This is a genomic window from Bradyrhizobium sp. USDA 3240, assembly GCF_054063295.1.
Map to the genome: position 1 here is coordinate 7,082,333 of NZ_JBSSGD010000002.1, position 22,032 is coordinate 7,104,364.

Sequence of the window (22,032 nt, forward strand, 5' to 3'; positions counted from 1 at the left end):
GATCCCGCGTCCTCAACCCGTCACCCTGAGAGCGCGCCCTTGCGCGCGTCTCAGGATGACGGGATTGACGGCGACGCGTCGTCTTTGGATTTCGCCAGGGCGACGTCAGACTTTTGTCTCGCTATCGCCTGTGCTCTTGGAGCCTCAGAACATAGTGTTGCTGTTCGCCGGATTCTCCGGCACCGGCTGCACCACGTCCCAATGCTCGACGATCTTGCCATCCTCGAGCTTGAAGATGTCGACGATCGCATTGCCGGGGGTGCCGGGCTCGCGCACGGCGTGGACGTGCAGGATCACGTAGTCGCCATCGACGAAGGAGCGCTTGATCTCGCTATGCGAGTTCGGAAACTTCTCGCGCAGGAAGCCGATGAACTTGCGGAAGCCTTCGGGGCCATCGGCCGCGCCGGGATTGTGCTGCACATAGCGGTTGCCGACATAGGCGAGCGCCGCGTCGGCATCCTTCTGGTTCAGCCCCTTCTCGTAGAAGGCCAGCACCGCCTTGCGGTTGGCTTCCTGCTGCGCGTCGCTGGTGGCGGCCATCGCGGTGGAAGACGCGAGCGCGAGGAAGAGAGCGGCGACGGCTGTCCGCGGCCGGAGAAGGGTCTTCATCTGATGACTCCCGGTGGCTGATGGCGCGCGATCTGCGCGGTGCATGGCGTGTCTACAGCCTGCGCGCGCCAGCCGGAAGAACGCACCCTCGGCTCACATGGTCACCGGAAGATACCTGCCTCACGCCGCCTTCACTGCCACCCCATGCGCGTGCTTGTCGATCGCGTCGATGATCTGCGGCCACATCGGGATCGGCAGCGCATGACCCATGCCCTCGACCATCAGAAGCTTTGCGCCGGGGATCGAGACTGCGGTGTCCTTGCCGCCTTCCGGATGCACCAGCGGATCGACCGTGCCGTGGATCACCAGCGTCGGCGCCTTGACGCTGCGCAGCCGCTCCTTGCGGCTGCCGGAGGCGAGGATGGCGCGCAGCTGGCGGCCGACGCCCTCCGGATTGAGACCGCGCTCAAAGGTGCGCCGCGCGCGCTCGGGATCGAGCGCCTCATCTTCGGGGAACGACCCGTTGCGCAGCACCTTCCAGGTCTGGCCGAAGCGCACGAAGTACTCCTCCTTGCTCTTCGGCGGCGGCGCCATCAGCACCGCGGTCGCCTCGCGGGTCGGCCCCGGCACCTTCGGATTGCCGGTGGTCGACATGATCGAGGTCAGCGATCGCACGCGCTCGGGGAAGGTGATCGCAACCTCCTGCGCGATCATGCCGCCCATCGAGGCGCCGACCAGATGCGCGGTGCGGATGCCGAGCGTGTCCATCAAGCCGATGGTGTCGCGCGCCATGTCGGCCAGCCGGTAGGGCGCTGCGACCGGAATCTTCAGGAAGCGCAGCTTCAGCAGCTCGAGCGCGGTCAGCCGCTTGCCGCCGCTCATCCGGGAGGATTTGCCGATATCCCTGTTGTCGAACCGGATCACGCGAAACCCGCGCGCCGCGAGCTGGCGGCAGAACTCGTCGTCCCAATGGATCATCTGGGCGCCGAGGCCCATGATCAGGAGCAGCGGCTCGGCGTTCGCATCGCCAAAAACCTCGTAGCAGATGTCGATGCCATTGGCGCGGGCGAGCTGCGGTGGCTGATGGGCGAGCGTGGTCACGGGCGTCCTCTCCTGGATTCGCGGTCAGGAACCTCCATGCTGCCACGGATTGACGCAGCGCAGAAGAGCGCCGATGTCGCCGGGCGCGCCGCGCAGTTGACCGATCAGCGGCAACAGTGTCGTATGGCACAAACAAACGGAAGCGCAGCAAGCGCTCGGAATTGGTGTGGAGGAGCGCCGCATGGCCGACAAGGGCAACGACCCTGCCGTGATCTGGCAGACGATGATTGGCGAGATGGAGAAGGGGTTCAACTCCTTCGGCGGTCAGTTGATGACCTCGCCTGAATTCTCGAAGGTGATGAATCAGGCCGGCAGCGCCGCAGCGGGCGCGCAGAAGCAGCTCGGCGAGCTGATGGAGAAATATCTGCTGGCGATGAACCTGCCGAGCCGGGCCCAGCTCGTCGGCATGGCCGAGCGTTTGCAGTCGATGGAGACCCAGCTCAACGAGATCAAGACGCTGCTGCAGCAGGTGCATCACAATTCGCTGGCACCGGACGACGGCCATGGCGCAACGCCGCGGCCGCCGCGCACCAGGCGTCCGCCATCGGAGGGAGACAGCAAATGAATGCTCCCACCGGGTTAGATTTTGCCTCGATTTCCGAGCGGGTCCAGTCCGAGGTGCAGCGCGCGATCCAGCGCAGCATCAAGGGCGTCGAGTATTTCTCGAGCTCCGGCCCCGAGCTCGGCTCGACACCGAAGGACGTGCTGTATTCGCGCGGCACCATGAACCTCTATCACTACCGGCCGCAGTCCGACGAAGTCTATCGCGTGCCGGTCCTGATCGTGATGGCGACCACCAACCGCGGCTACATCCTCGATCTGGTGCCGGGGCAGAGCTTCATCGAGTTCCTGCTGAAGCGCGGCTTCGACGTCTACATGCTGGACTGGACTGCGCCGAAGCCGGAGGAGAAATCGCTGCGCATGGAGGACTACGTCCTCGACTTCATCCCGGAATCGGTCCGCCGGGTGCAGCAGGATTCCGGCGAGAAGGACGTCTCCGTGATCGGCTATTGCTTCGGCGGCGTGCTGTCGCTGCTCTATGGCTCGATCTTCAGCGACGGGCCGATGAAGAATTTGATCTGCTTCACCACGCCGATCGATTTCCGCGAGATGAAGCTGTTCTCGAATTTCGCCGACCGCCGCTATTTCGACGTCGACCGCCTGATCGACAGCACCGGCAACATGCCGCCCGAACTGATCCTGCAATCGTTCGACATGTTGCGCCCGGCCGCGCGCGTGGTCGGCCAGATCCAGCTCTGGGACAACATCTGGAACGACGAGTTCGTCAAGTCGTACCGGATGTTCGACCGCTGGGCGACCGACACGCTGCCGCTCGCCGGCGAATATTTCCGCGCCATCACCAAGGACCTGATGTGGGACAACAAGCTCTACAACGACACCATGACGGTCGGCGGCCGCGCGGCCAGGCTTGCCGACATCAAGGTGCCGATCCTGCACGCGGTCGCCGAGCACGACCACATCGTGCCGTATGACGCGGCAAAGCACCTGATCACCAAGATCGGCTCCGAGGACAAGGAGGAGGTGATGCTGAAAGGCGGTCACGTCTCGCTGGTCGCCGGCGCCAATGCAATCAAGCGGCTGTGGCCGAAACTGGACACCTGGTTGGGCAAAAGATCGACCTAAGAAGGGTCGACTTGAGAGAGATCGACATGACCGAGCAACGTTCCTATCCGCGCCACGTCAAGACCGAGGCGGGCGACATCGAGTTCCGGCTGATGAAGCGGGCCGACGAGGCCGCGGTGCTGGCCTTCGCGCAAAAACTGCCGACGCATGATCTGCTGTTCCTGCCGCGCAACATCAGCCAGCCGAAGGTGCTGTCGGCCTGGATCAACGAGATCGAGCGCGGCGACATCACGAGCCTGCTTGCGATCAAGGACGGCAAGGTGGTCGGCTGCGGCACCCTGGTGCGCGATCCGCATTCCTGGTCGCCGCATGTCGGCGAGATCCGGATGGTGGTGTCGCTCGACGTGCGCGGGCAGGGCGTCGGCCGGGCGCTGTCGCAGGAGACGTTCGCTATTGCGCTTGGCGCGGGACTGGAGAAGTTCTCGGTGCAGATGACAGTCGACCAGCGGGCGGCGATCGCGCTGTTCGAAAGCCTCGGCTTCAAGGCGGAGGCCCTGCTGCGCGACCATGTCCGCGACGTCGAGGGCAAGGCCCACGATATCGTCGTGCTCGGGCATAATGTGGCGCAAGTCCGGGCCCAGATGGAGGCCTACGGCGTCTCCGAGGCGGTTGGCGGTAATTAGAAACCGTCATCCGCCGGTTCGTTAGGCAATCTGCCGGATATTCATTCTGTTCACACGCTCGTGATATCGCGCTGCAACATTCATGTTGCGGCGCACCATGGATTGTGACACAACAGCCTTGCCCCGGGCCAAACCGGACGGGGTGAGCCCATAGCTCAAACCTGAGGATGGAGAGACCCCAATGACCACCGAAACCAATTCCGTGCTGAACAGCGTCAAGGAAGCCTTCGCGCCCGTCACCGAGGCGTTCACCAAGCTCCAGAACATGGAAGTTCCGGAAGCCGCCCGTGAGTTCGTGAAGAAGCAGGCCGAGGCCGCCAAGACCCGCGCCGCCGACGCGTATGCCGGCTCCGAGAAGGTGACCAACGTGATCGAGACCGCCGTTGCCGGTTCGGTGACCGAAGCCGCCAAGATCAGCCGCAACATCCAGCAGGCGCTCTACCAGGACGCCGAGGCGTTCTTCGCCGGCATCGACAAGCTCGCTTCCGCCAAGTCGCTGAGCGAAGCTGCCCAGATCCAGTCGGACATGGTCCGTGCGCGTGGCGAACTGTTCGTCTCGCGGGCGAAGGCGACCACCGAGTATCTCGGCAAGCTCGTCACCGACGGTGCGAAGACCGCGCAGGACAACTTCTCGAAGGTCTACAGCAAGACCGCCTGATCGCGCTTGCACTGACCACTGCCCTTTTCGAAGGCCCGCCATTTTGCGGGCCTTCTTTTTTGCCCGGCATAGTTCGTGGTATCCACCGTCATTCCGGACGCCGCGAAGCGGCGATCCGGAATCTCGAGATTCCGGGTTCGTGCTTCGCACGCCCCGGAATGACGGCGGTGGGAGCATCGCGCTATGGTTGATCCAATCGACCTTCGAAAGCCGTCATGACCCTTCCCACCGCCCTCATCGCAATGCCCGTCGATGCCGAACGCGCCGCCGAGCTGCGGCGCGTGAAGTGGCTGGCGACCGGCGTGCTGGCGGCCACCCTCGTCATCTTCGTCGCATCGAAGGCGCTGCTGCCGGTGCATCCCGCGTTCGGCTTCATCGCGGCATTTGCAGAGGCCGCGACCATCGGCGGGCTCGCCGACTGGTATGCCGTCGTCGCCCTGTTCAAGCGGCCGCTGGGGCTGCCGATCCCGCACACTGCGATCATCCAGAGCAACCAGGAACGCATCGCCGAGAAGCTCGGCGAATTCATCGAGAACAACTTTCTGGAATCCGGCCCCGTAGAGGCCAAGCTGCGCGAGATCGATTTCGGCAGCTTCATCGCCGACTGGCTGCGCGACCGCAAACGTTCGGAGGATCTCGCCCGCTTCGTGCTGCGGATGCTGCCCGAAGCGTTTGCGGCGACCGAGAGCTCAGGCCTGATGCAGTTCATCAGCCGCCGCGTCACGACCCAGGTGCTCTCGATCGATCTCGCGCCGCTTGCGGCCGGCGCGTTGCGAGGCTTCGTGCAGGAGGGCAGGCATGGCGGCCTGCTCGACGATATCCTGCGTGTGCTGCACCAGACGCTGACGCAGCAGGAGACCATGGCCGTGATCCGCGACAAGGTCCGCGCGGAGATGCCGACGCTCTTGAGGCTCTATCGCGCCGACAAGTTCGTGGTGAATCGGATCATCGCCTCGGCGACGAAATTCTTCGAGGAGGTGCGCAACGATCCGCAGCATCCGTTCCGCGGCGAGTTCGACCGCATGCTGCTGTCGTTCGTCGACCGGCTCGGCAGCGACAAGGCATTCGCCGATCGCATCGACGGTCTCAAGCGCGATCTGATGGCGCGGCCGGAACTCGCCAATCTCGGGCGCACGATCTGGGCCAACGTCAAGGATTTCATCGAGCGCAGCGCCTCGGGTGAATCGCAGGTGCTGCAGCATCAGCTAGCGAGAATGTTCGTCGAGGCCGGCGACGCGCTTGACGGTGACGCCGAGCTGCGCGCCGAAATCAATCAGGGCCTGGTCGCGATCCTGCGCTCGGTCGTTGCCGAGCAGAAGAGCGGCGTCTCGACGTTTATCGCCGACCAGATGAAGAGCTGGGACATGGAGCAATTGATCTCGTTGATCGAGGTCAATGTCGGCAAGGACCTGCAATACATCCGCTTCAACGGCTCGTTGATCGGCGGGCTTGCCGGTTTGGCACTTTACACGCTGGAATATGTGCTGCGGCTGCTGTGACCGATTGGGCACGGAGGTCACTTAAGTTGTGGCAAGTGTGACCTGGGCCGCTTGCACCAAAGTGATCGGTTCCCTAGCTTTTCAAGGTTGATTGTTGCGTCGCGGAACGATTCCGCCGGGTTTGCGTCAATCCTGTTGACCCATTTCCGTTGATTCCATTGCCGGCCGCCGAGACGTCAGGGGCCGTGCCGAAGAGGAGTTGAAATGTCCGTTGCTGCGCAGACGCTACGCCCGCCGTCCAGGACACTGATGTTCCTGGAAGGCCGCGCCATTCACGAGCTCGGTGCCTTTCTTGGTGCATTGCCGCTGCTGAGCCTCGCGCCGCGCGGCGATGGGCATCCGGTGCTGGTGCTGCCCGGGCTGATTGCCTCCGACATGTCCACGCGCCCGCTGCGCGACTTCCTCAAGAGCAAGGGCTACGCCGTTAGCGGTTGGCGCCAGGGCCGCAACCTCGGGCTGCGCGCCGGCGTGCAAGACGGGATGGTCGACCTGCTGCAGGAGATGAATGAGACCAGCGGCCGCAAGGTCTCGGTGGTCGGCTGGAGCCTCGGCGGCCTCTACGCGCGCCAGCTCGCCAAGATGATGCCGGAGCGCGTGCGCCAGGTGATCACCCTCGGCAGCCCGTTTGCCGCAGGCCCGAAAGCGACCAACGCCTGGCGCGTCTATGAGATGGCCAGCGGGCGCCGTGCCGACGAAGAGGATGCGCGCTTCGGAGGCTCGCTCGCCAGCGCGCCGCCGGTGCCGACCACCGCGATCTTCAGCCGCACCGACGGCGTCTGCGCCTGGCAGGGTTGCCGCGAGCAGGCATCGTCGATGACCGACAGCATCGAGGTGGAGAGCAGCCATTGCGGCATGGGTCATCATCCGGCCGTGGTCTACGCCGTCGCCGATCGCCTCGCGCAGAAGGACGGCGAGTGGGCGCCGTTCGATCGCAGCGGCTGGCGCAGCCTGGTCTATCCGGATCCCAACCGCTGACGCTTCTTTCTTGCCTCGCCCCGCATGCGGGGAGAGGCCGGGGCGCATGAAGCGAAGCGTAATGCGATCCGGGTGAGGGGGAGTCTCCGCGCACTCACGTCGATCCAATTTGCGGAGGCAGCCCCTCACCCCAGCCCTCTCCCCGCACGAGCGGGGCGAGGGAGCGGAGGGACCGCACTCGCATTGTCGTGAATCGACAAAACGCGCTATGCGTTGGGCATGCCACAGCCGCTTGCCCGCATTGTCGATCAGCTGAAGCGCGAGCCGTCACGCACCGGCTCGATCATCATCACCGTATTCGGCGATTCCATCGTGCCGCGCGGCGGCTCGGTATGGCTCGGCACGCTGCTCGAATTCTTCAAGTCGCTCGACATCGACGGCAATGTGGTGCGCACCGCGATGTCGCGGCTCGCCGCCGACGGCTGGCTCGAGCGCAGCAAGGTCGGCCGCAACAGTTTCTATCGCTTGAATGCGAAGGGGCGGCAGACATTCGACACCGCGACACGGCACATCTACGATCCGCCGCCGTCGGACTGGACCGGCCGCTTCGAGCTGCTGCTGATCGGCAATGCCGAGGACCGCGACGCCGCGCGCGAGGCGTTGAAGAATGCCGGCTTCGGCAGCCCGTTGCCCGGCGTGTGGGTCGCGCCGTCGGGCGCACCGATCCCCGATGAAGCGTCGCGCGCGATCCGTCTCGAAGTGTCGGCGGAAGATGACAGCGGGCGCAGGCTGCTCAGCGAGAGCTGGCCGCTCGACCGCACCGCGGACGCCTATCTGAAGTTCATGAAGACGTTCGAGCCGCTGCACGGCTGGATCGTCAGAGGCGATAAGCTGACCGACGCCGACGCCTTCACCGCGCGCATTCTGTTGATCCATCACTACCGCCGGGTCGTGCTGCGCGATCCGTTGCTGCCGTATCAGCTGCTGCCGAAGGATTGGCCGGGCAGGGCAGCGCGGAAACTCTGCGGCGAGATCTATCGCGGGCTGCTTCCGCCGTCGGAACAATGGCTTGACGACCATGCAACCAATGAGGACGGGCCGCTGCCGAAGCCCAACGGGGCCGTGGCGCGCCGTTTCGAGGGCGTCTGAACATATTACAAAAACTTCTTGCATTCTGAAATTTGTGTTATATATTCCTGCCTAACAACACACTGGGAGGTCGGCCATGTATACGCAGGCGCTCAATTCATCCGATGGCGACGATCGCGGTGTCGAGGATGTCGCCCGTGCCAATCAGTTCCAGGCCCGCATCGATGCCGACGAGCGCATCGAGCCGAACGACTGGATGCCGGCGGCCTACCGTAAGACGCTGACCCGGCAGATTTCCCAGCACGCCCATTCCGAAATCGTCGGCATGCTGCCCGAGGGCAACTGGATCACCCGCGCGCCGTCGCTGCGCCGCAAGGCCGCGCTGCTCGCCAAGGTGCAGGACGAATGCGGCCACGGTCTCTATCTCTACGCCGCCGCCGAGACGCTCGGCACCTCGCGTGAGGAGCTCGTCGACGGCATGCTCTCGGGCAAGGCGAAATATTCCTCGATCTTCAATTACCCGACCCTGACCTGGGCCGACATCGGCACCATCGGCTGGCTGGTCGATGGCGCAGCGATCATGAACCAGATCCCGCTGTGCCGCTGCTCCTACGGCCCCTATGCGCGCGCGATGATCCGGGTCTGCAAGGAAGAGTCGTTCCATCAGCGCCAGGGCTTTGAGATCATGGTGACGCTGTGCCGCGGCACCGCGGAGCAGAAGGCGATGGCGCAGAACGCGCTCGATCGCTGGTGGTGGCCGGTGCTGATGATGTTCGGCCCGCCGGACCAGGTCAGCCAGCACAGCGACACCTCGACCAAGTGGAAGATCAAGCGCTTCTCCAACGACGAGCTGCGCCAGAAATTCATCGACGCCACCGTGCCGCAGTCCGAGTTCCTCGGGCTCACGATTCCGGATCCTGGCATGAAGCAGAACGCGAACGGCAATTGGGTGCACAGCCCGATCGACTGGGACGAGTTCAAGCAGGTGCTGGCCGGCAACGGCCCCTGCAACCGCGATCGCCTCGCCGCGCGCCGCAAGGCGCATGAGGAAGGCGCCTGGGTGCGCGAGGCCGCGATGGCCTATGCCGAGAAGCGCAAGAGCCGCCAGCTCGCGCAAGCCGCAGAATAAGGGAGCGCTCAAGATGGCCACGCCGAACGTTCCGCTCTGGGAAGTCTTCATCCGCAGCCGCAATGGGCTTGCGCACAAGCATGTCGGTTCGCTGCATGCGACCGACGCGACGCTTGCGCTACAGGCAGCGCGCGACATCTACACTCGCCGCGGCGAGGGGCTGTCGATCTGGGTGGTGCCGTCGAATGCGATCACCGCGTCCGATCCGTCCGAGAAGGGTATGATGTTCGAGCCGGCGGAAACCAAGATCTACCGCCACCCGACCTTCTACGACGTCCCCGACGAAGTCGGACATATGTGATCGCGCTTCCGCCCGTCATTGCGAGCGGAGCGAAGCAATCCATCGGACCGCAAAGCACGAAGAAAATATGGATTGCTTCGTCGCTTCAGTGCAAAATTGCTCTGCAATTTTGTCACGCGCTCCTCGCAATGACGGCCCAACAGCGAGTTGAATAGATGGCAACCGCCAATATCGAAGTCTCCGAAACGCCGCTGGTGCTCTATGCGCTGCGCCGCGCCGATGATGCGCTGATCCTCGGCCATCGGCTGTCCGAATGGTGCGGCCATGCGCCGGCGATGGAAGAGGACATGGCGCTCGCCAATATGGGTCTCGACCTGCTCGGCCAGGCCCGCGAGCTCTACAGCTACGCGGCCAAGGTCGAGGGCAAGAACAACGACGAGGACAAGTTCGCCTATCTGCGCGACGTCAGACAGTACCGCAACCTGCTGCTGGTCGAGCAGCCGAACGGCGATTTCGCGCGCACCATGGTGCGGCAATTCTTCTACGCGGCATTCGCCGATCTCTACTGGCGCGCGATGATGGCCTCGTCCGATCCGACGTTTGCTGCGATTGCGGCGAAGTCGGAGAAGGAGAGCGCCTATCATGTCAGGCATTCGTCGGAATGGATCGTTCGCCTCGGCGACGGCACCGAGGAGAGCCATCGCCGCGCGCAGGATGCGATCGACGATCTCTGGGCCTATACCGGCGAGATGTTTACGGTCGACGACGACGAGCGCAGCCTGATCGATGCCGGCATCGCAATCGATCCTGCGACGCTCAAGCCGCGCTGGCTGAAGACCATCACCGGCATCGTCAACGAGGCGACGCTGGCGTTGCCGAAGAGCGATTGGATGCAGCAGGGCGGTCGCACCGGCAGCCATAGCGAACATCTCGGCCATCTCCTCAGCGAGCTGCAATCGATGCAGCGGACCTTTCCGGGGGCAACATGGTGACGGTTGCGGTCAGCGATGCCGATCTGCGCCGGCGCGCCTGGAGCGCGGCTGCGCAGGTGGTCGATCCCGAAATCCCTGTTCTGACCATCGCCGATCTCGGCGTGCTGCGCGATGTCGCTGTCCACGACGGCCATGTCGAGGTTGCGATCACGCCGACCTATTCCGGCTGTCCGGCGATGAACATGATCGCGCTCGAGATCGAGCTCGCGCTGGAGCGCGAAGGCATTCATGGGCCGAAGGTCCGCACCGTGCTGTCGCCGGCCTGGACCACTGACTGGATGAGCGAGGACGGCCGCCGCAAGCTGAGGGAATACGGCATCGCGCCGCCGCTGCCGGGCTCCTCGCGCCGCGCGCTGTTCGGCGACCAACAGGTCGCGTGCCCGCAATGCGGATCGGGCGATACCGAACTGCTGTCCGAATTCGGCTCGACTTCCTGCAAGGCGCTGTGGCGCTGCAAGAGCTGCCGTGAACCCTTCGACTACTTCAAGTGTCATTGACCATGTCGACCCCACGATTCCACCGCCTGTCCGTCAGCGATCTGCGCCGCGAGGCGTCGGACGCCATCTCGATGACCTTTGCGATCCCTGACGATCTGCAAGGCGACTACCGCTTCGCGCCCGGCCAGTATCTGACCTTGCGCACCACGATGGACGGCGAGGAAGTCCGCCGTTCCTATTCGATCTGCTCCGGCCCTGACGATGGCGAGCTGCGCATCGCGGTGAAGAAGGTCGATGGCGGCGCCTTCTCGAACTGGGCGGCCGACGAGCTGAAGACCGGCGACGAGCTCGACGTGATGACGCCGACCGGCCGTTTCGGCGTTGCGCATGCGCCCGGCGAGGCGCGGACCTATGTCGGCTTCGCCGCCGGCAGCGGCATCACGCCGATCCTCTCGATCGTCAAGGGCGTGCTGGCACGCGAGCCGGACAGCCGCTTCTTCCTGTTCTACGGCAACCGTTCGACCGAAGGCGTCATGTTCCGCGAGGCGCTGGAGGAGCTGAAGGACCGCTTCATGCAGCGGCTGTCGGTGTTCCACGTCATCTCGGGCGAGGAGCAGGACATTCCGATCCTGCACGGCCGGCTCGATGGCGAGAAGGTGCGGGTGCTGCTGCGCTCGCTGGTGCCGGCTGCGACCGTCGATCACGTCTTCGTCTGCGGCCCGGCCGCGATGAGCGAGACCATCGAGGCGACCTGCCGCGAGATCGGCATCGCCGACGAGCGCATCCATGTCGAGCGCTTCGTGTCGGAATTCGGCGGCAAGCCGCGCCCGAAGGTCGTCGTTCCCGCCGGCGCGCCGCCGAAGGCGATCGCCGGACTGATCATCGACGGCAAGCGCCGCGAGGTCTCGGTGGCCGACGGCGAGTCGATCCTCGATGCCGCGCTGCGCGCCGGCATGGACCTGCCGTTCGCCTGCAAGGGCGGCATGTGCTCGACCTGCCGCGCCAAGCTGGTCGAAGGCGAGGCGCCGATGGATCTGAACTATTCGCTGGAGCCGTGGGAGCTGAAGGCGGGGTTCATCCTCACCTGCCAGGCCAAGCCGTGCTCCGGCAAGGTCGTGGTGGATTATGATCATGTATGATCGTCATTCCGGGGCATCGCGAAGCGATGAGCCCGGAATCCATAACCACGATCGTGAGTATGGATTCCGGGCCTGCGCCTTACGGCGCATCCCGGACTGACGAAAGCGGCGTTGACGCCTCGCGCGTCGCGCCCAACACTGACACCAAGAGGCCCGCTGCAAACGGGCCCGCGCACAGGGAGTTCGATGTGAACGTGAAGGCCACGCTATCGCCCGAGGATATCGCCCGCGCCTGCGCGGATGCGATGTGGAAGGGAGACGACGCCAGCAAGGGTCTCGGCATGGAGCTGGTCGAGATCAAGCCGGGGCAGGCTACGATGGCGATGACGGTGCAGGCGCACATGGTCAACGGCCAGCGCATCTGCCATGGCGGCTACATCTTCACGCTGGCTGATTCAGCGTTCGCCTTTGCCTGCAACAGCCGCAACGATCGCGCAGTGGCGGCGGAGGGCAACGTCACATTCATCCGGCCCGGCAAGCTCGGCGATCGTCTGGTGGCGACTGCGCGCGAGATCTCGCGCAGCGGCCGTTCGGGAATCTACGACGTGCGCGTCACCGCGGGCGACAGCGTGATCGCCGAATTCCGCGGACATTCGCGCGTGATACCCGGCACCTGGCTGCCGGACACCGACATCAAGGCATAAGGCTTCAGGGGAAACGTCGATGGCAACGGCAAGACTCAAGGATAGCGGCTATCGCGCCGAGCTCGATGCGGCCGAACGCGCCTCGCGCGACGAGATCATGGCGCTGCAGACCAGGCGGCTCGCCTGGTCGCTCAAGCACGCCTATGACAATGTCGCGCACTACAAGAAGAGCTTCGACGCGGCGGGCGTGCATCCCACAGATTTCAAGCAGCTTTCAGATCTCGGAAAATTTCCGTTCACGGTGAAGACCGATCTGCGTGACAACTATCCCTTCAACATGTTCGCGGTACCGCGCGAGCAGCTCGTGCGGGTCCATGCTTCCTCCGGCACGACCGGCAAACCGATCGTGGTCGGCTACACCAGGGCCGACATCGACACCTGGGCGGATGTGATGGCGCGCTCGATCCGCGCCGCCGGCGGCCGCACCGGCATGCTGATGCACAATGCCTATGGCTACGGCCTGTTCACCGGCGGCCTCGGCGCGCATTATGGCGCCGAGCGGCTCGGCTGCACGGTGATCCCGATCTCCGGCGGCATGACCGAGCGGCAGGTGCAGCTGATCAACGACTTCCGGCCCGACGTCATCACGGTGACGCCGAGCTACATGCTGGCGATCCTCGACGAGTTCAAGCGGCAGGGCCTCGACCCGCGCAAATCGTCGCTGAAGTTCGGCATCTTCGGCGCCGAGCCCTGGACCAACGCGATGCGGGTCGAGATCGAACAGGCCTTCGATATGGATGCGACAGACATCTACGGCCTCTCGGAAGTGATCGGCCCCGGCGTCGCGCAGGAATGCGTGGAGACCAAGGACGGCCTGCACATCTGGGAGGATCACTTCTATCCCGAGGTGATCGATCCCCTGACCGGCAAGGTGCTGCCCGACGGCGAGAAGGGCGAACTGGTGTTCACCTCGCTGACCAAGGAAGGCTTTCCGATCATCCGCTACCGCACCCGCGACCTGACGCGGCTGTTATCCGGCACGGCGCGGCCCGGCATGCGGCGGATGGAGAAGGTGACCGGCCGCTCCGACGACATGATCATCCTGCGCGGCGTGAACGTGTTTCCGACCCAGATCGAGGAAGCGCTGCTGGCGACCGACTGGTGCGGCGGCCATTTTGTCATAGAACTCACCCGCGAGGGCCGCATGGACGAGATGACGGTGCTCGCCGAGGCCCGGCCTGAGAGCTGGGACGGCGAGGGACTCACCGCGCACGCCGAGAAGGTCTCGGCCTTCATCAAGAACACGATCGGCATCTCCACCCGCGTTCGCATCGTGGCGCCCGAGACGCTGGAGCGTTCGCTCGGCAAGGCGAAACGTGTTTACGACAAGCGGCCGAAAGAATAGCCTCTCGCCCGCAATGCAAGAGGGCGCGGGGATTCCATGGCCGATACCAACGAAGCAACCGCTGCGGAGATCGTGGCCGACATCCGCGCCGGGAAGGTGACGGCGGTCAGCGTCGTCGAGGCGGCACTCGATCGCGCGGAGCGGCTCAAGCACCTCAACGCCTTCATCATGCTGAACCGCGACGGCGCGCTGGCGGCGGCGCGCGAGGTCGATGCCGGGAAGCGCACCGGCGTACTGGCCGGGCTTCCGATCGTGGTGAAGGACAACATCAACACATCAGATATGCCGACATCGGGCGGCACCCCGGCGCTGCAACGCGCACGGCCTGCGCGCAATGCGCCGTCGCTGCAAAAGCTGCTCGACGCGGGTGCTGTCGTCATCGGCAAGACCAATCTGCACGAGCTCGCTTTCGGCATCACCAGCACCAATCTCGCGCCGTTCGCGGGACCGGTGCGGAATCCCTACGACACGAACCGGATCCCGGGCGGCTCGTCCGGCGGAACGTCGGCGGCGATCGCCGCGCGTATCGCGACCTGCGGCCTTGGCTCCGACACCGGCGGCTCGACCCGCGTGCCTGCCGCGCTGACCGGGACCGTGGGCTTGCGGCCTTCGGTCGGCAATGGCGGAGCCGAGCGGCGCTACCACGACGACAACCAGGTGGTTCCGATCAGCCATACCCGCGACACCGTCGGCCCGATGGGCCGCACGGTCGCCGACGCCGCGCTGCTCGATGCCGTCATCACCGGCACGCCGCTGGCCGTAGCCATTCCGCTGCGCGGCGTGCGTCTCGGCATTCCCGCCTGCTTCTGGAGCGGTCTCGATCGCGACGTCGAGGCCGTTGCTCGGGCGGCCTGCGCCCGGCTCACGGCGGCCGGCTTGGTGCTGGTCGACGTCGATATGCCTGATCTGTTCGAGCAGAACGACAAGGTGTCGTTCGTGGTCGCGCTGCATGAACCGATCGCCGATATCCCGGCCTGGCTCGCCGCCTCCGGGATCGAGGGGATCACGCTGTCCGACATCGCGGCCGCCGTCGCCAGTCCCGACGTCGTCGGCGCGTTCGGCGCCATCACGGCGGACGCATTCGGCGCCGCCTATGACGACGCGATCAAGGTGCAGCGGCCGGCGCTGCAGGCGATCTATGCCGCCTATCTCAGGGACAATAAACTGGACGCCATCCTGTTTCCGACCACGATTGCGCCTGCGCCTGTCATCGATGAGAAGACCGGGTACGGCGAGATGTCGGTCAATGGCGGCGAGCCGGTGCCGACCTTCGGCACCATGATCCGCAACACCGATCCCGGCAGCAATGCCGGCCTTCCCGGGCTGTCGCTCTATGCCGGCATGACGCCTGATGGCCTGCCGGTTGGGCTCGAGCTCGACGGTCCGGTCGGCAGCGATGCCAAATTGCTCGGGCTCGGCCTGTCGATCGAGGCGATCCTGGGCACGGCCCCGCCACCGAAGCTCTGAGTAACAAGCCCCTTGAATTGATCGGTCAGTCGATTAGTCATGGCGTGTGGCCGCCCGGCGGCCACGATCCGCGCGCTTTGCGGCGCGCTTCATGACCGAGACTGGACTGCCCATGCCGCCGGCCCCGCCAGCAAATCGTCATCCCGTCGATGCCCGTTGCGTCCGCCTGCTGACGAAGGCGGAGAATGCAGCGGCGGTCGCGCCTGTTGTCGAGACCCATGCGCTGTCGCGGGGGGACAACGACGTCCTGATCGAGCTCAAGGCCGCCGCGGTCAATCCGTCCGACGTGAAGGCCGCGACCGGGCTGATGCCCTATGCCGTCTTCCCGCGCACCTCGGGCCGCGATTACGCCGGCGTCGTGATCGACGGTCCATCTGCCTTGGTTGGGCGCGAGGTGCTCGGCTCATCCGGCGACCTCGGCATCCGCCGCGACGGCACCCACGCCACCCATCTGGTGGTCGAGGCCGATGCCGTCGTGGAAAAGCCCGCCGGCATCTCCTGGGACGAAGCCGCCGGGATCGGCGTGCCGTTCGTCACCGCGATGGAAGGCCTGCGTCGCGCCGGCGTGCCGAAGGCGGGCGAGACCGTGCTGGTGATGGGCGTCAACGGCAAGGTCGGTCAGGCCGCCGTTCAGATCGCGAGCTGGCACGGCGCGCGCGCGATCGGCGTGGTGCGCAAGAGCGAGCCCTATGAGGGCCACAGCAATTCGCCGGTCGAGGTAATCGATGCCTCCACCACCGACGTCGCGGCGCGGGTGCGCGAGCTGACCGGCGGCAAGGGCGCCGACATCGTCTACAACACGGTCGGCGATCCGTATTTTCAGGCCGCGCACAAGTCGCTCGCGCTGCGCGGCCGGCAGATCCTGATCGCCGCGGTCGATCGCATCGTGCAGTTCAACATCCTCGAATTCTATCGCGGCCAGCACACCTATGTCGGCATCGACACGCTCGCGCTGTCGTCGGTTGCGACCGGCGAGGTGTTGCGCGAGCTCGCGCCCGGCTTTGCCAGCGGGCATCTGAAGCCGTTTCCGATCAGGCCAAGCGCGATCTATCCGCTGGCACAGGCCAGGGCGGCGTTTGTTGCCGTGGCAGGCTCGTCGCGCGACCGCGTGATTTTGCGACCGTAATCCACCGTCATTGCGAGGAGCAAAGCGACGAAGCAATCCATTCTCTGTCGTGTGATAGTATGGATTGCTTCGCTTCGCTCGCAATGACGAAGGCAATTGAAGGATTGTTATGGACACCGGCACCATTGTCATCCTCGCCGCGCTGATCATCGGCCTGATCTATGGCTCGGTCGGGCTCGTCAGCGGCTTCTGCATGATGAGCGGCCTGCGCGGTTGGTGGGCGGACGGCGACGGCCGGCTGGTGCGCACCTATGCGCTGGCGATGGGGGTTGCGATCGCGGCCTCGCAGCTGCTGGCGGCGGCCGGCCTCGTCGATCTCGGCAAGTCGATCTATCTGCAACCGTCCTTCTCGGCGCCGGTGATGTTCCTCGGCGGGCTGTTGTTCGGCTACGGCATGGTGCTGTCGAACGGCTGCGGCTCGCGGGCGCTGGTGCTGCTCGGGCGCGGCAATCTGCGCTCCTTCGTGGTCGTGATCGTGCTCGGCATCGTCGCCGAGATGACGCTGAAGGGCCTGATTGCGCCAATGCGGATCGCGATGGTGCAGGCGTCGCAGGCTACGGTCGCCACCAATTCGGTGCCGGCGCTGCTGGCGAGCGCCGGCCTCGGCGCGGTGCCGGCGCGGATGGTGGCGGCCTCGGTACTGTCAGCCGTGCTGATCATCTTCGCCTTTGCCCATGCGCCGTTTCGTAAATCGCCGGGCCAGATCGCGGCCGGCCTGATCGTCGGCCTGCTGGTGGCGGGCGGCTGGTACGCGACCGGCTATCTCGGCGCCGATGATTTCAATCCAGTGCCGGTGACCTCGCTCACCTTCATCGCGCCGATCGCCGACGCGCTGCAATATGTGATGCTGTCGACCGGCTCGACGCTCAATTTCGGCATCGTCACCGTGTTCGGCGTGTTCGCCGGCAGCCTGGTCACCGCTGTTACCACCGGGCGCTTCCAGTTCGAAGGCTATCGGTCGCCGCAGCACATGCTGCGCTCGGCAGGCGGTGCCGCGCTGATGGGCGCCGGCGGCGTGATGGCGTTCGGCTGCTCGGTGGGGCAGGGGCTCACTGGCTTGTCGACGCTGTCGCTGTCGTCCTTCATCGCAATCGCCGGCATCATGCTCGGCACCGGCGCCGGCCTGCGCGGCGCCTTGCGGGTCAGGCCGCTCGCGGTGGCCTAGGGGGCTTACTCATAACCGGCGGCTTCCAGTCATAAAGCGGAAGTTGCCCAGTTCGGTAGTTATCGGCGGCTCATGACCCTGAGCGGAAGTCGAGACCGCCACCATCTCTGGCCGCCTGACACCTGATGTTCGAGCAACGCAAGCTCCCGCCAATTTCATCAGCTGCCAGTGTCCCTTATTGTGCGAGTACGCCGCGTTGCTCCCGTGGTCCCGGATTGAGAACCGCGCCGTTGACTTTGCCGGCTGCGTCTCTGACGAAGGCGATCCGCGTGTGATCGCCACTCTCGACCTGGAATTCATCCTTTGAGCGAACCGCCACGGGCGTCGGTTGGCCTCTGTCAAAATCAAGGATCGACCACCCGCCTGTTGCTTCAACGACCAGCCTGCCATCTGCGACACGAATTCGAAGCTGGACGCTGTGCGAAGGGACAGCCTCTCGGGTAAAGGTGACAACGATCGGATTACTTTGGTTTTGGCGGAAGATTTTGAGCTTGATCGCGGCGTTGACCGGACCTGAAATCCGGCGAAAGGCCGCTTCCAGGGTCAGGCCCCTGATAGAGCTGTCGCCGACCGCGGCGATGAGATCTCCCGCCATGACGCCTGCCTTAGCGGCAGGGCCTGCGTCGACCAATTTAATCACTCTGAGGCCGCCGGCCTCCGCGACAACGGACTCAAGCCCGGTCCAGCCATTCCCGTCGGCGACGAAGGCCTGCCGGTCCAGCGAACTTGCGGAGCCGCCGAAATCGTAGCGTCCGACATATTCAGCGAGGTCTTCGGCATTTCCTCGCCCCGACGCGACGGGAGCTTCAGGAACCTTCAACGCGGTGTATGGCAGACGCCGGATGGCATTGAAATAGAAACCGTTCTCGCTGTGCTCGCTCCGCTGCATCATCATCACCAAAATCAGCTTCTGCACCGGATCAACCGAGAAAAATGTGCCCCAGCTTCCTTGCCAGTTGAAGCTGCCGACCGCGCCGGGAATCAGACTGAAATCCGGATTGGTGCGAACAGCGAAGCCGAGCCCCCATCCGGTGCCAAATGCTGGACCGACTTCGTGTCCTGCAAGATGCATGTCGGGCGGCAGCGAATTCGTCGTCATCAGCCTGACCGTTTCGGGCTTCAAGATACGCACGCCGTCAAGCTCGCCGCCGTTGAGCAGCATCTGGCAGAAGCGCAGAAAATCAGGAACCGTGGAGACGATGCCTCCGCCGCCCGAGAAGAACGTCTGCGGCTTGCCGACGTCGCTATTCGCGAAAGGGGGTTGGGGCTGCGGCCCCGGCACGGCGACGAGACGGGCAAGCTTGTCCTGCGGTACCGAGAAGCCGCTATCGACCATATGCAGCGGCGCGAAGAGGCGGCTTTGCAGAAACTGATCGAAGGGCTGTCCCGACACGACTTCAATGACGCGGCCGAGCACGTCGTAGCCGATGGCATATTCCCAGACTTCGCCCGGCTGGTGCAGAAGCGGCAGGGCGCCGAGGCTCGCGACGAAGTCCGCGATAGGCTTGTCGCGCCGGAACGGCGCCCTGGCGCCGTACAGTACGTGAATCGCGGCATTCTCAAATCCGGGATCGGCGTAGTCCGGCGAAGCATAAACGAGGCCGGACGTATTGCGCAGCAGGTCCCGGATCGTCATCGCACGCTTCGCCGGTTCAAAAATATTCCGCGCAACATCCGAGAGGATCGGATCCCCGGTGACCGGATCCTTTTTGACGACCTGCATATCCCTGAGCTCCGGCAGATACTGGGCCACGGGAGCATCAAGGTCGAGCTTGCCTTCGTCGACCAGCATCATGGTGGCGACGCTGGTGATTTGCTTGGACATCGATCCGATGCGAAAGATCGAATCCGGCCGCATCGGCGTTTTCTTGTCGTGGTCCTCGAAGCCGGTGGCTTGCAAATAGGCGAGCTTGCCGCCCCGAGCGATCCCCACGACAAAACCGGAAGGATCGCCTTTTTCGCTCTGCGCTTCGAACCAGGAGGTCATGCGCGCCAGCCGCCGCGCCGAAAAACCGAGACTGTCCGGGTCACCGACGGTCTGCAAATCGTCGGCAAGCGCCGCCCCTGCCGGACCGAGTGTAAGCGCCGCCAGCGCGGCCAATAGAACGACAAACCGCTGATTTCGCATGGGGATCCCCGTTGGCGCAGCTAATGCGAGGAAGGATCGCCATCAGTCTGTCGAATGTTTTCGATTGCTTCTCGCCGATTCCTGCAAACCGGCTGGCCGATTCCTCAACTCGACTGGCCGATCTTCAATCGATCGCTTTACCGGGGCTGCATTTCCCGCCATTGAGAGACGGCGGAATTCGGTTGGGGTCATATTGGTCGCCGCCTTGAAGGCGCGGTTGAACGGCCCGATCGACTGGAAACCAGTGTCCATGGCAATTGTCAGCACCGGGACTTCCACTTGTTTAGGGTCGACCAGCGCTGCCTTGGCTTCCCCGATCCGGTAATGATTGAGGAACGCATTGAAATTGCGATAACCGAGGCCCTCGTTGATGAGTTGCCGCAGCCGGTACTCCGGCACGCCGAGCTCGACGGATAACAATTTGATGGTCAACCCCTCACGCCGGTAGATGCGCTCAACCGTTATGAGCTGTTCCAACCGGCGCAGGAGAGCCGGTTCAATCGTTGCGTCAGACGCCTTGGTTGGCGCGCTGGAGGGGACGTTTGCGGCGGGCAGCAGGATCGAACCTTTCCGCGTCCCCGCCTCCAGCAGATTCCATGTGCTCAAACCAGCTAACGCGAACAGAACGAAGGCGTTGGCGACGCTAGTCATGGAAAAAGTGGGATGCGAGGGCTGCTCCAGGAAGCTCAAGTAAGAGTTGAGAACGGTTTGGGCCGACGCGCCGATCAGGACGACCAGCCGGAGCCCACGCCGGCCTTGCACAAGGTCCGCCGGCCAAGTGACGAGCGTCTGCGCCACCGCCAACAGGGCCAGGCCGAGAGAGGCAAACGACAGCGTGCGTTCGATCGCAAGCTCGAGCGCCGCCGATCTTGTGACTCCGCTGGCGTCCAGCCACTGAGCGACGGCGACGGCCGCCCACAAGACGCCATGCCAAGGCTGTGGTACGAAATCGTCATCGAAGGCAGCACGCGCCCATAGCCAGAACACGACACTGTTCGCGCTGGACAACGCCAGTAGCAACAGGCCCCACCACGCAAATGGCCGCGGGAACGTGGGCGCCGAGCAGACCATCGAAGCCGCAGCGCCGATTGCGAGCGCGGCGCCCAGCAGTGCGGCCGTGCTATCGCGGCGATCGCGTAGCGCCATAGCTGCGATCAGCAGGCACAATGCTATGACGGCGCCTCGTAACCCGAGGTCAATCGACATCAAACCGCTGGTGCCCACTCTCGGAAATACTCCCAAGTGCCATTGTTGAGCCGCGCAGGCTCGCTCATACGCCCTGGGCGCAACTGATGTCGGGTCGTCAGATAATCTCGAAGCGGCTACGAACTGAAAGAGCCCCGATCCGGCTCGGCGTGTTCGCCGGCAGCCTGGTGACGGCGCTTGCCACCGGGCGCTTCCAGTTCGAAGGCTATTGCTTGCCGCAGCACATGCTGCGCTCGGCAGGCGGCGCCGCGCTGATGGGCGCGGGCGGCATGATGCCGTTCGGCTGCTCGGTCGGGCAGGGGCTGACCCGCCTGTCGACGCTGTCGCTGTCGTCCTTCGTCGCAATCGCCGGCATCATGCTCGGCACCGGCGCCGGCCTGCGCGGGAGCTTGCGGGTCAGGCCGCTCGCGACGGCCTAGGGCGTGTACTCATGACCGTCGGCTTCCAGTCATAAAGTGGAAGTTGCCCGGTTCGGTAGTTATCGGCGCCTTATGACCCAAAGCGGACGCTGAGCTTCTTGCGGCAAAGCGGCATCTCAGTTTACCGAGACAAGCTTTAGTCCAATCACGCCTGCTACAATCAAAACAATGCAAAGCAGCCGCGCGGGCGACGCGGAGTCACCTAACACTGCGATACCTAGAATGGCGGTACCCGCGGCGCCGATGCCGGTCCAGATCGCGTACCCCGTTCCTACTGGAAGTGTCCGGAGCGCGAGTGAGAGAAGAAAGACGCTCGACAAGCCGGTAGCAGCCGTGAACAGCCCAGGTACCAGCTGCGTAAACCCTGCAGACCACTTCATGCCGAACGCGAACCCGATTTCGAGAAAGCCGGCGGAGGCCAGCATTATCCATGCCATGTGCGTAAATCCATTCACTCGTCGCCGGCGCTACGGCCGGACGTCGCAGGGTGCGCGCATGGACGAATTTCCATGCGCG

General features: G+C 64.5%; 23 protein-coding genes. 18 read left to right on the plus strand and 5 right to left on the minus strand.

Annotation, left to right across the window (positions count from 1 at the left end; translation table 11 throughout):
* Positions 1–144: 144 nt before the first annotated feature.
* Positions 145–540, minus strand: a complete 396-nt coding sequence (locus tag ACVIGA_RS34050) for a nuclear transport factor 2 family protein (protein ID WP_456670947.1) — start codon at positions 538–540, stop codon at positions 145–147.
* A 189-nt stretch (positions 541–729) separates the two neighbouring features.
* Positions 730–1,650, minus strand: a complete 921-nt coding sequence (locus ACVIGA_RS34055) for an alpha/beta fold hydrolase (RefSeq protein WP_456669457.1) — start codon at positions 1,648–1,650, stop codon at positions 730–732.
* Between the two features lie 181 nt (positions 1,651–1,831).
* Between ACVIGA_RS34055 and ACVIGA_RS34060 the strand changes: the two genes are divergently transcribed.
* The 17 genes from ACVIGA_RS34060 (at position 1,832) to ACVIGA_RS34140 (ending at position 17,763) form a co-directional block, all read left to right on the plus strand.
* Entirely contained in the window at positions 1,832–2,215 is a 384-nt protein-coding gene (locus ACVIGA_RS34060; RefSeq protein WP_456669458.1) for a hypothetical protein, read from the plus strand.
* Positions 2,212–3,294 carry a PHA/PHB synthase family protein gene (locus tag ACVIGA_RS34065; protein WP_456669459.1) on the plus strand — a complete coding sequence of 361 codons (1,083 nt, stop codon included), beginning with the start codon at positions 2,212–2,214 and terminating at the stop codon, positions 3,292–3,294. The genes ACVIGA_RS34060 and ACVIGA_RS34065 overlap by 4 nt, the downstream gene beginning before the upstream one ends.
* Before the next feature lie 26 nt (positions 3,295–3,320).
* Positions 3,321–3,917, plus strand: coding sequence for a GNAT family N-acetyltransferase (locus ACVIGA_RS34070; protein ID WP_375779793.1), 597 nt, complete (start codon positions 3,321–3,323; stop codon positions 3,915–3,917).
* Between the two features lie 181 nt (positions 3,918–4,098).
* On the plus strand, positions 4,099–4,575 hold the full coding sequence (locus ACVIGA_RS34075; RefSeq protein ID WP_223970684.1) for a phasin: 477 nt from the start codon (positions 4,099–4,101) through the stop codon (positions 4,573–4,575).
* A 215-nt stretch (positions 4,576–4,790) separates the two neighbouring features.
* Positions 4,791–6,074, plus strand: a complete 1,284-nt coding sequence (locus tag ACVIGA_RS34080; RefSeq protein WP_456669460.1) for a DUF445 domain-containing protein — start codon at positions 4,791–4,793, stop codon at positions 6,072–6,074.
* A 204-nt stretch (positions 6,075–6,278) separates the two neighbouring features.
* Positions 6,279–7,049, plus strand: a complete 771-nt coding sequence (locus ACVIGA_RS34085) for an esterase/lipase family protein (RefSeq protein ID WP_223970688.1) — start codon at positions 6,279–6,281, stop codon at positions 7,047–7,049.
* Between the two features lie 219 nt (positions 7,050–7,268).
* Positions 7,269–8,138, plus strand: a complete 870-nt coding sequence (paaX, locus tag ACVIGA_RS34090; protein ID WP_456669461.1) for a phenylacetic acid degradation operon negative regulatory protein PaaX — start codon at positions 7,269–7,271, stop codon at positions 8,136–8,138.
* Positions 8,139–8,214: 76 nt separating this feature from the next.
* On the plus strand, positions 8,215–9,207 hold the full coding sequence (gene paaA, locus ACVIGA_RS34095) for a 1,2-phenylacetyl-CoA epoxidase subunit PaaA (RefSeq protein WP_456669462.1): 993 nt from the start codon (positions 8,215–8,217) through the stop codon (positions 9,205–9,207).
* A 13-nt stretch (positions 9,208–9,220) separates the two neighbouring features.
* Positions 9,221–9,508: a 1,2-phenylacetyl-CoA epoxidase subunit PaaB gene (gene paaB, locus ACVIGA_RS34100; protein WP_456669463.1), complete on the plus strand. Its 288-nt coding sequence runs from the start codon at positions 9,221–9,223 to the stop codon at positions 9,506–9,508.
* A 155-nt stretch (positions 9,509–9,663) separates the two neighbouring features.
* A complete protein-coding gene (gene paaC, locus ACVIGA_RS34105; protein WP_456669464.1) occupies positions 9,664–10,440 on the plus strand; it encodes a 1,2-phenylacetyl-CoA epoxidase subunit PaaC in 777 nt (258 codons plus the stop codon).
* Complete coding sequence (gene paaD / locus ACVIGA_RS34110; protein ID WP_456669465.1) at positions 10,434–10,937, plus strand: 1,2-phenylacetyl-CoA epoxidase subunit PaaD; 504 nt, start codon at positions 10,434–10,436, stop codon at positions 10,935–10,937. Before paaC ends, paaD begins: the two co-directional genes overlap by 7 nt.
* Before the next feature lie 2 nt (positions 10,938–10,939).
* Positions 10,940–12,016: a 1,2-phenylacetyl-CoA epoxidase subunit PaaE gene (paaE, locus tag ACVIGA_RS34115; RefSeq protein WP_456669466.1), complete on the plus strand. Its 1,077-nt coding sequence runs from the start codon at positions 10,940–10,942 to the stop codon at positions 12,014–12,016.
* Between the two features lie 188 nt (positions 12,017–12,204).
* A complete protein-coding gene (paaI, locus tag ACVIGA_RS34120) occupies positions 12,205–12,660 on the plus strand; it encodes a hydroxyphenylacetyl-CoA thioesterase PaaI (RefSeq protein ID WP_456669467.1) in 456 nt (151 codons plus the stop codon).
* 19 nt (positions 12,661–12,679) lie between these two features.
* Entirely contained in the window at positions 12,680–14,005 is a 1,326-nt protein-coding gene (gene paaK / locus ACVIGA_RS34125) for a phenylacetate--CoA ligase PaaK (RefSeq protein ID WP_456669468.1), read from the plus strand.
* 36 nt (positions 14,006–14,041) lie between these two features.
* Entirely contained in the window at positions 14,042–15,472 is a 1,431-nt protein-coding gene (iaaH, locus tag ACVIGA_RS34130) for an indoleacetamide hydrolase (protein WP_456669469.1), read from the plus strand.
* 91 nt (positions 15,473–15,563) lie between these two features.
* Positions 15,564–16,598 (plus strand): quinone oxidoreductase family protein, encoded by a 1,035-nt coding sequence (locus ACVIGA_RS34135; protein ID WP_456669470.1) that lies wholly within the window; start codon positions 15,564–15,566, stop codon positions 16,596–16,598.
* Positions 16,599–16,707: 109 nt separating this feature from the next.
* Complete coding sequence (locus ACVIGA_RS34140) at positions 16,708–17,763, plus strand: YeeE/YedE family protein (protein ID WP_456669471.1); 1,056 nt, start codon at positions 16,708–16,710, stop codon at positions 17,761–17,763.
* A 175-nt stretch (positions 17,764–17,938) separates the two neighbouring features.
* Here ACVIGA_RS34140 and ACVIGA_RS34145 read toward each other — a convergent pair whose 3' ends face one another.
* Both ACVIGA_RS34145 and ACVIGA_RS34150 read right to left on the minus strand, forming a co-directional pair.
* Positions 17,939–19,891, minus strand: a complete 1,953-nt coding sequence (locus tag ACVIGA_RS34145; protein ID WP_456669472.1) for a serine hydrolase — start codon at positions 19,889–19,891, stop codon at positions 17,939–17,941.
* Positions 19,892–19,933: 42 nt separating this feature from the next.
* Positions 19,934–21,097 (minus strand): helix-turn-helix domain-containing protein, encoded by a 1,164-nt coding sequence (locus tag ACVIGA_RS34150; protein ID WP_456669473.1) that lies wholly within the window; start codon positions 21,095–21,097, stop codon positions 19,934–19,936.
* 83 nt (positions 21,098–21,180) lie between these two features.
* On the opposite strand from ACVIGA_RS34150, the gene ACVIGA_RS34155 reads away from it, so the two are divergent.
* Positions 21,181–21,516, plus strand: coding sequence for a YeeE/YedE thiosulfate transporter family protein (locus tag ACVIGA_RS34155; RefSeq protein WP_456670948.1), 336 nt, complete (start codon positions 21,181–21,183; stop codon positions 21,514–21,516).
* Positions 21,517–21,632: 116 nt separating this feature from the next.
* Here the strand turns inward: ACVIGA_RS34155 and ACVIGA_RS34160 are convergent, their stop codons facing one another.
* Positions 21,633–21,953: a DMT family transporter gene (locus ACVIGA_RS34160; RefSeq protein WP_456669474.1), complete on the minus strand. Its 321-nt coding sequence runs from the start codon at positions 21,951–21,953 to the stop codon at positions 21,633–21,635.
* Between the last annotated feature and the right edge of the window lie 79 nt (positions 21,954–22,032).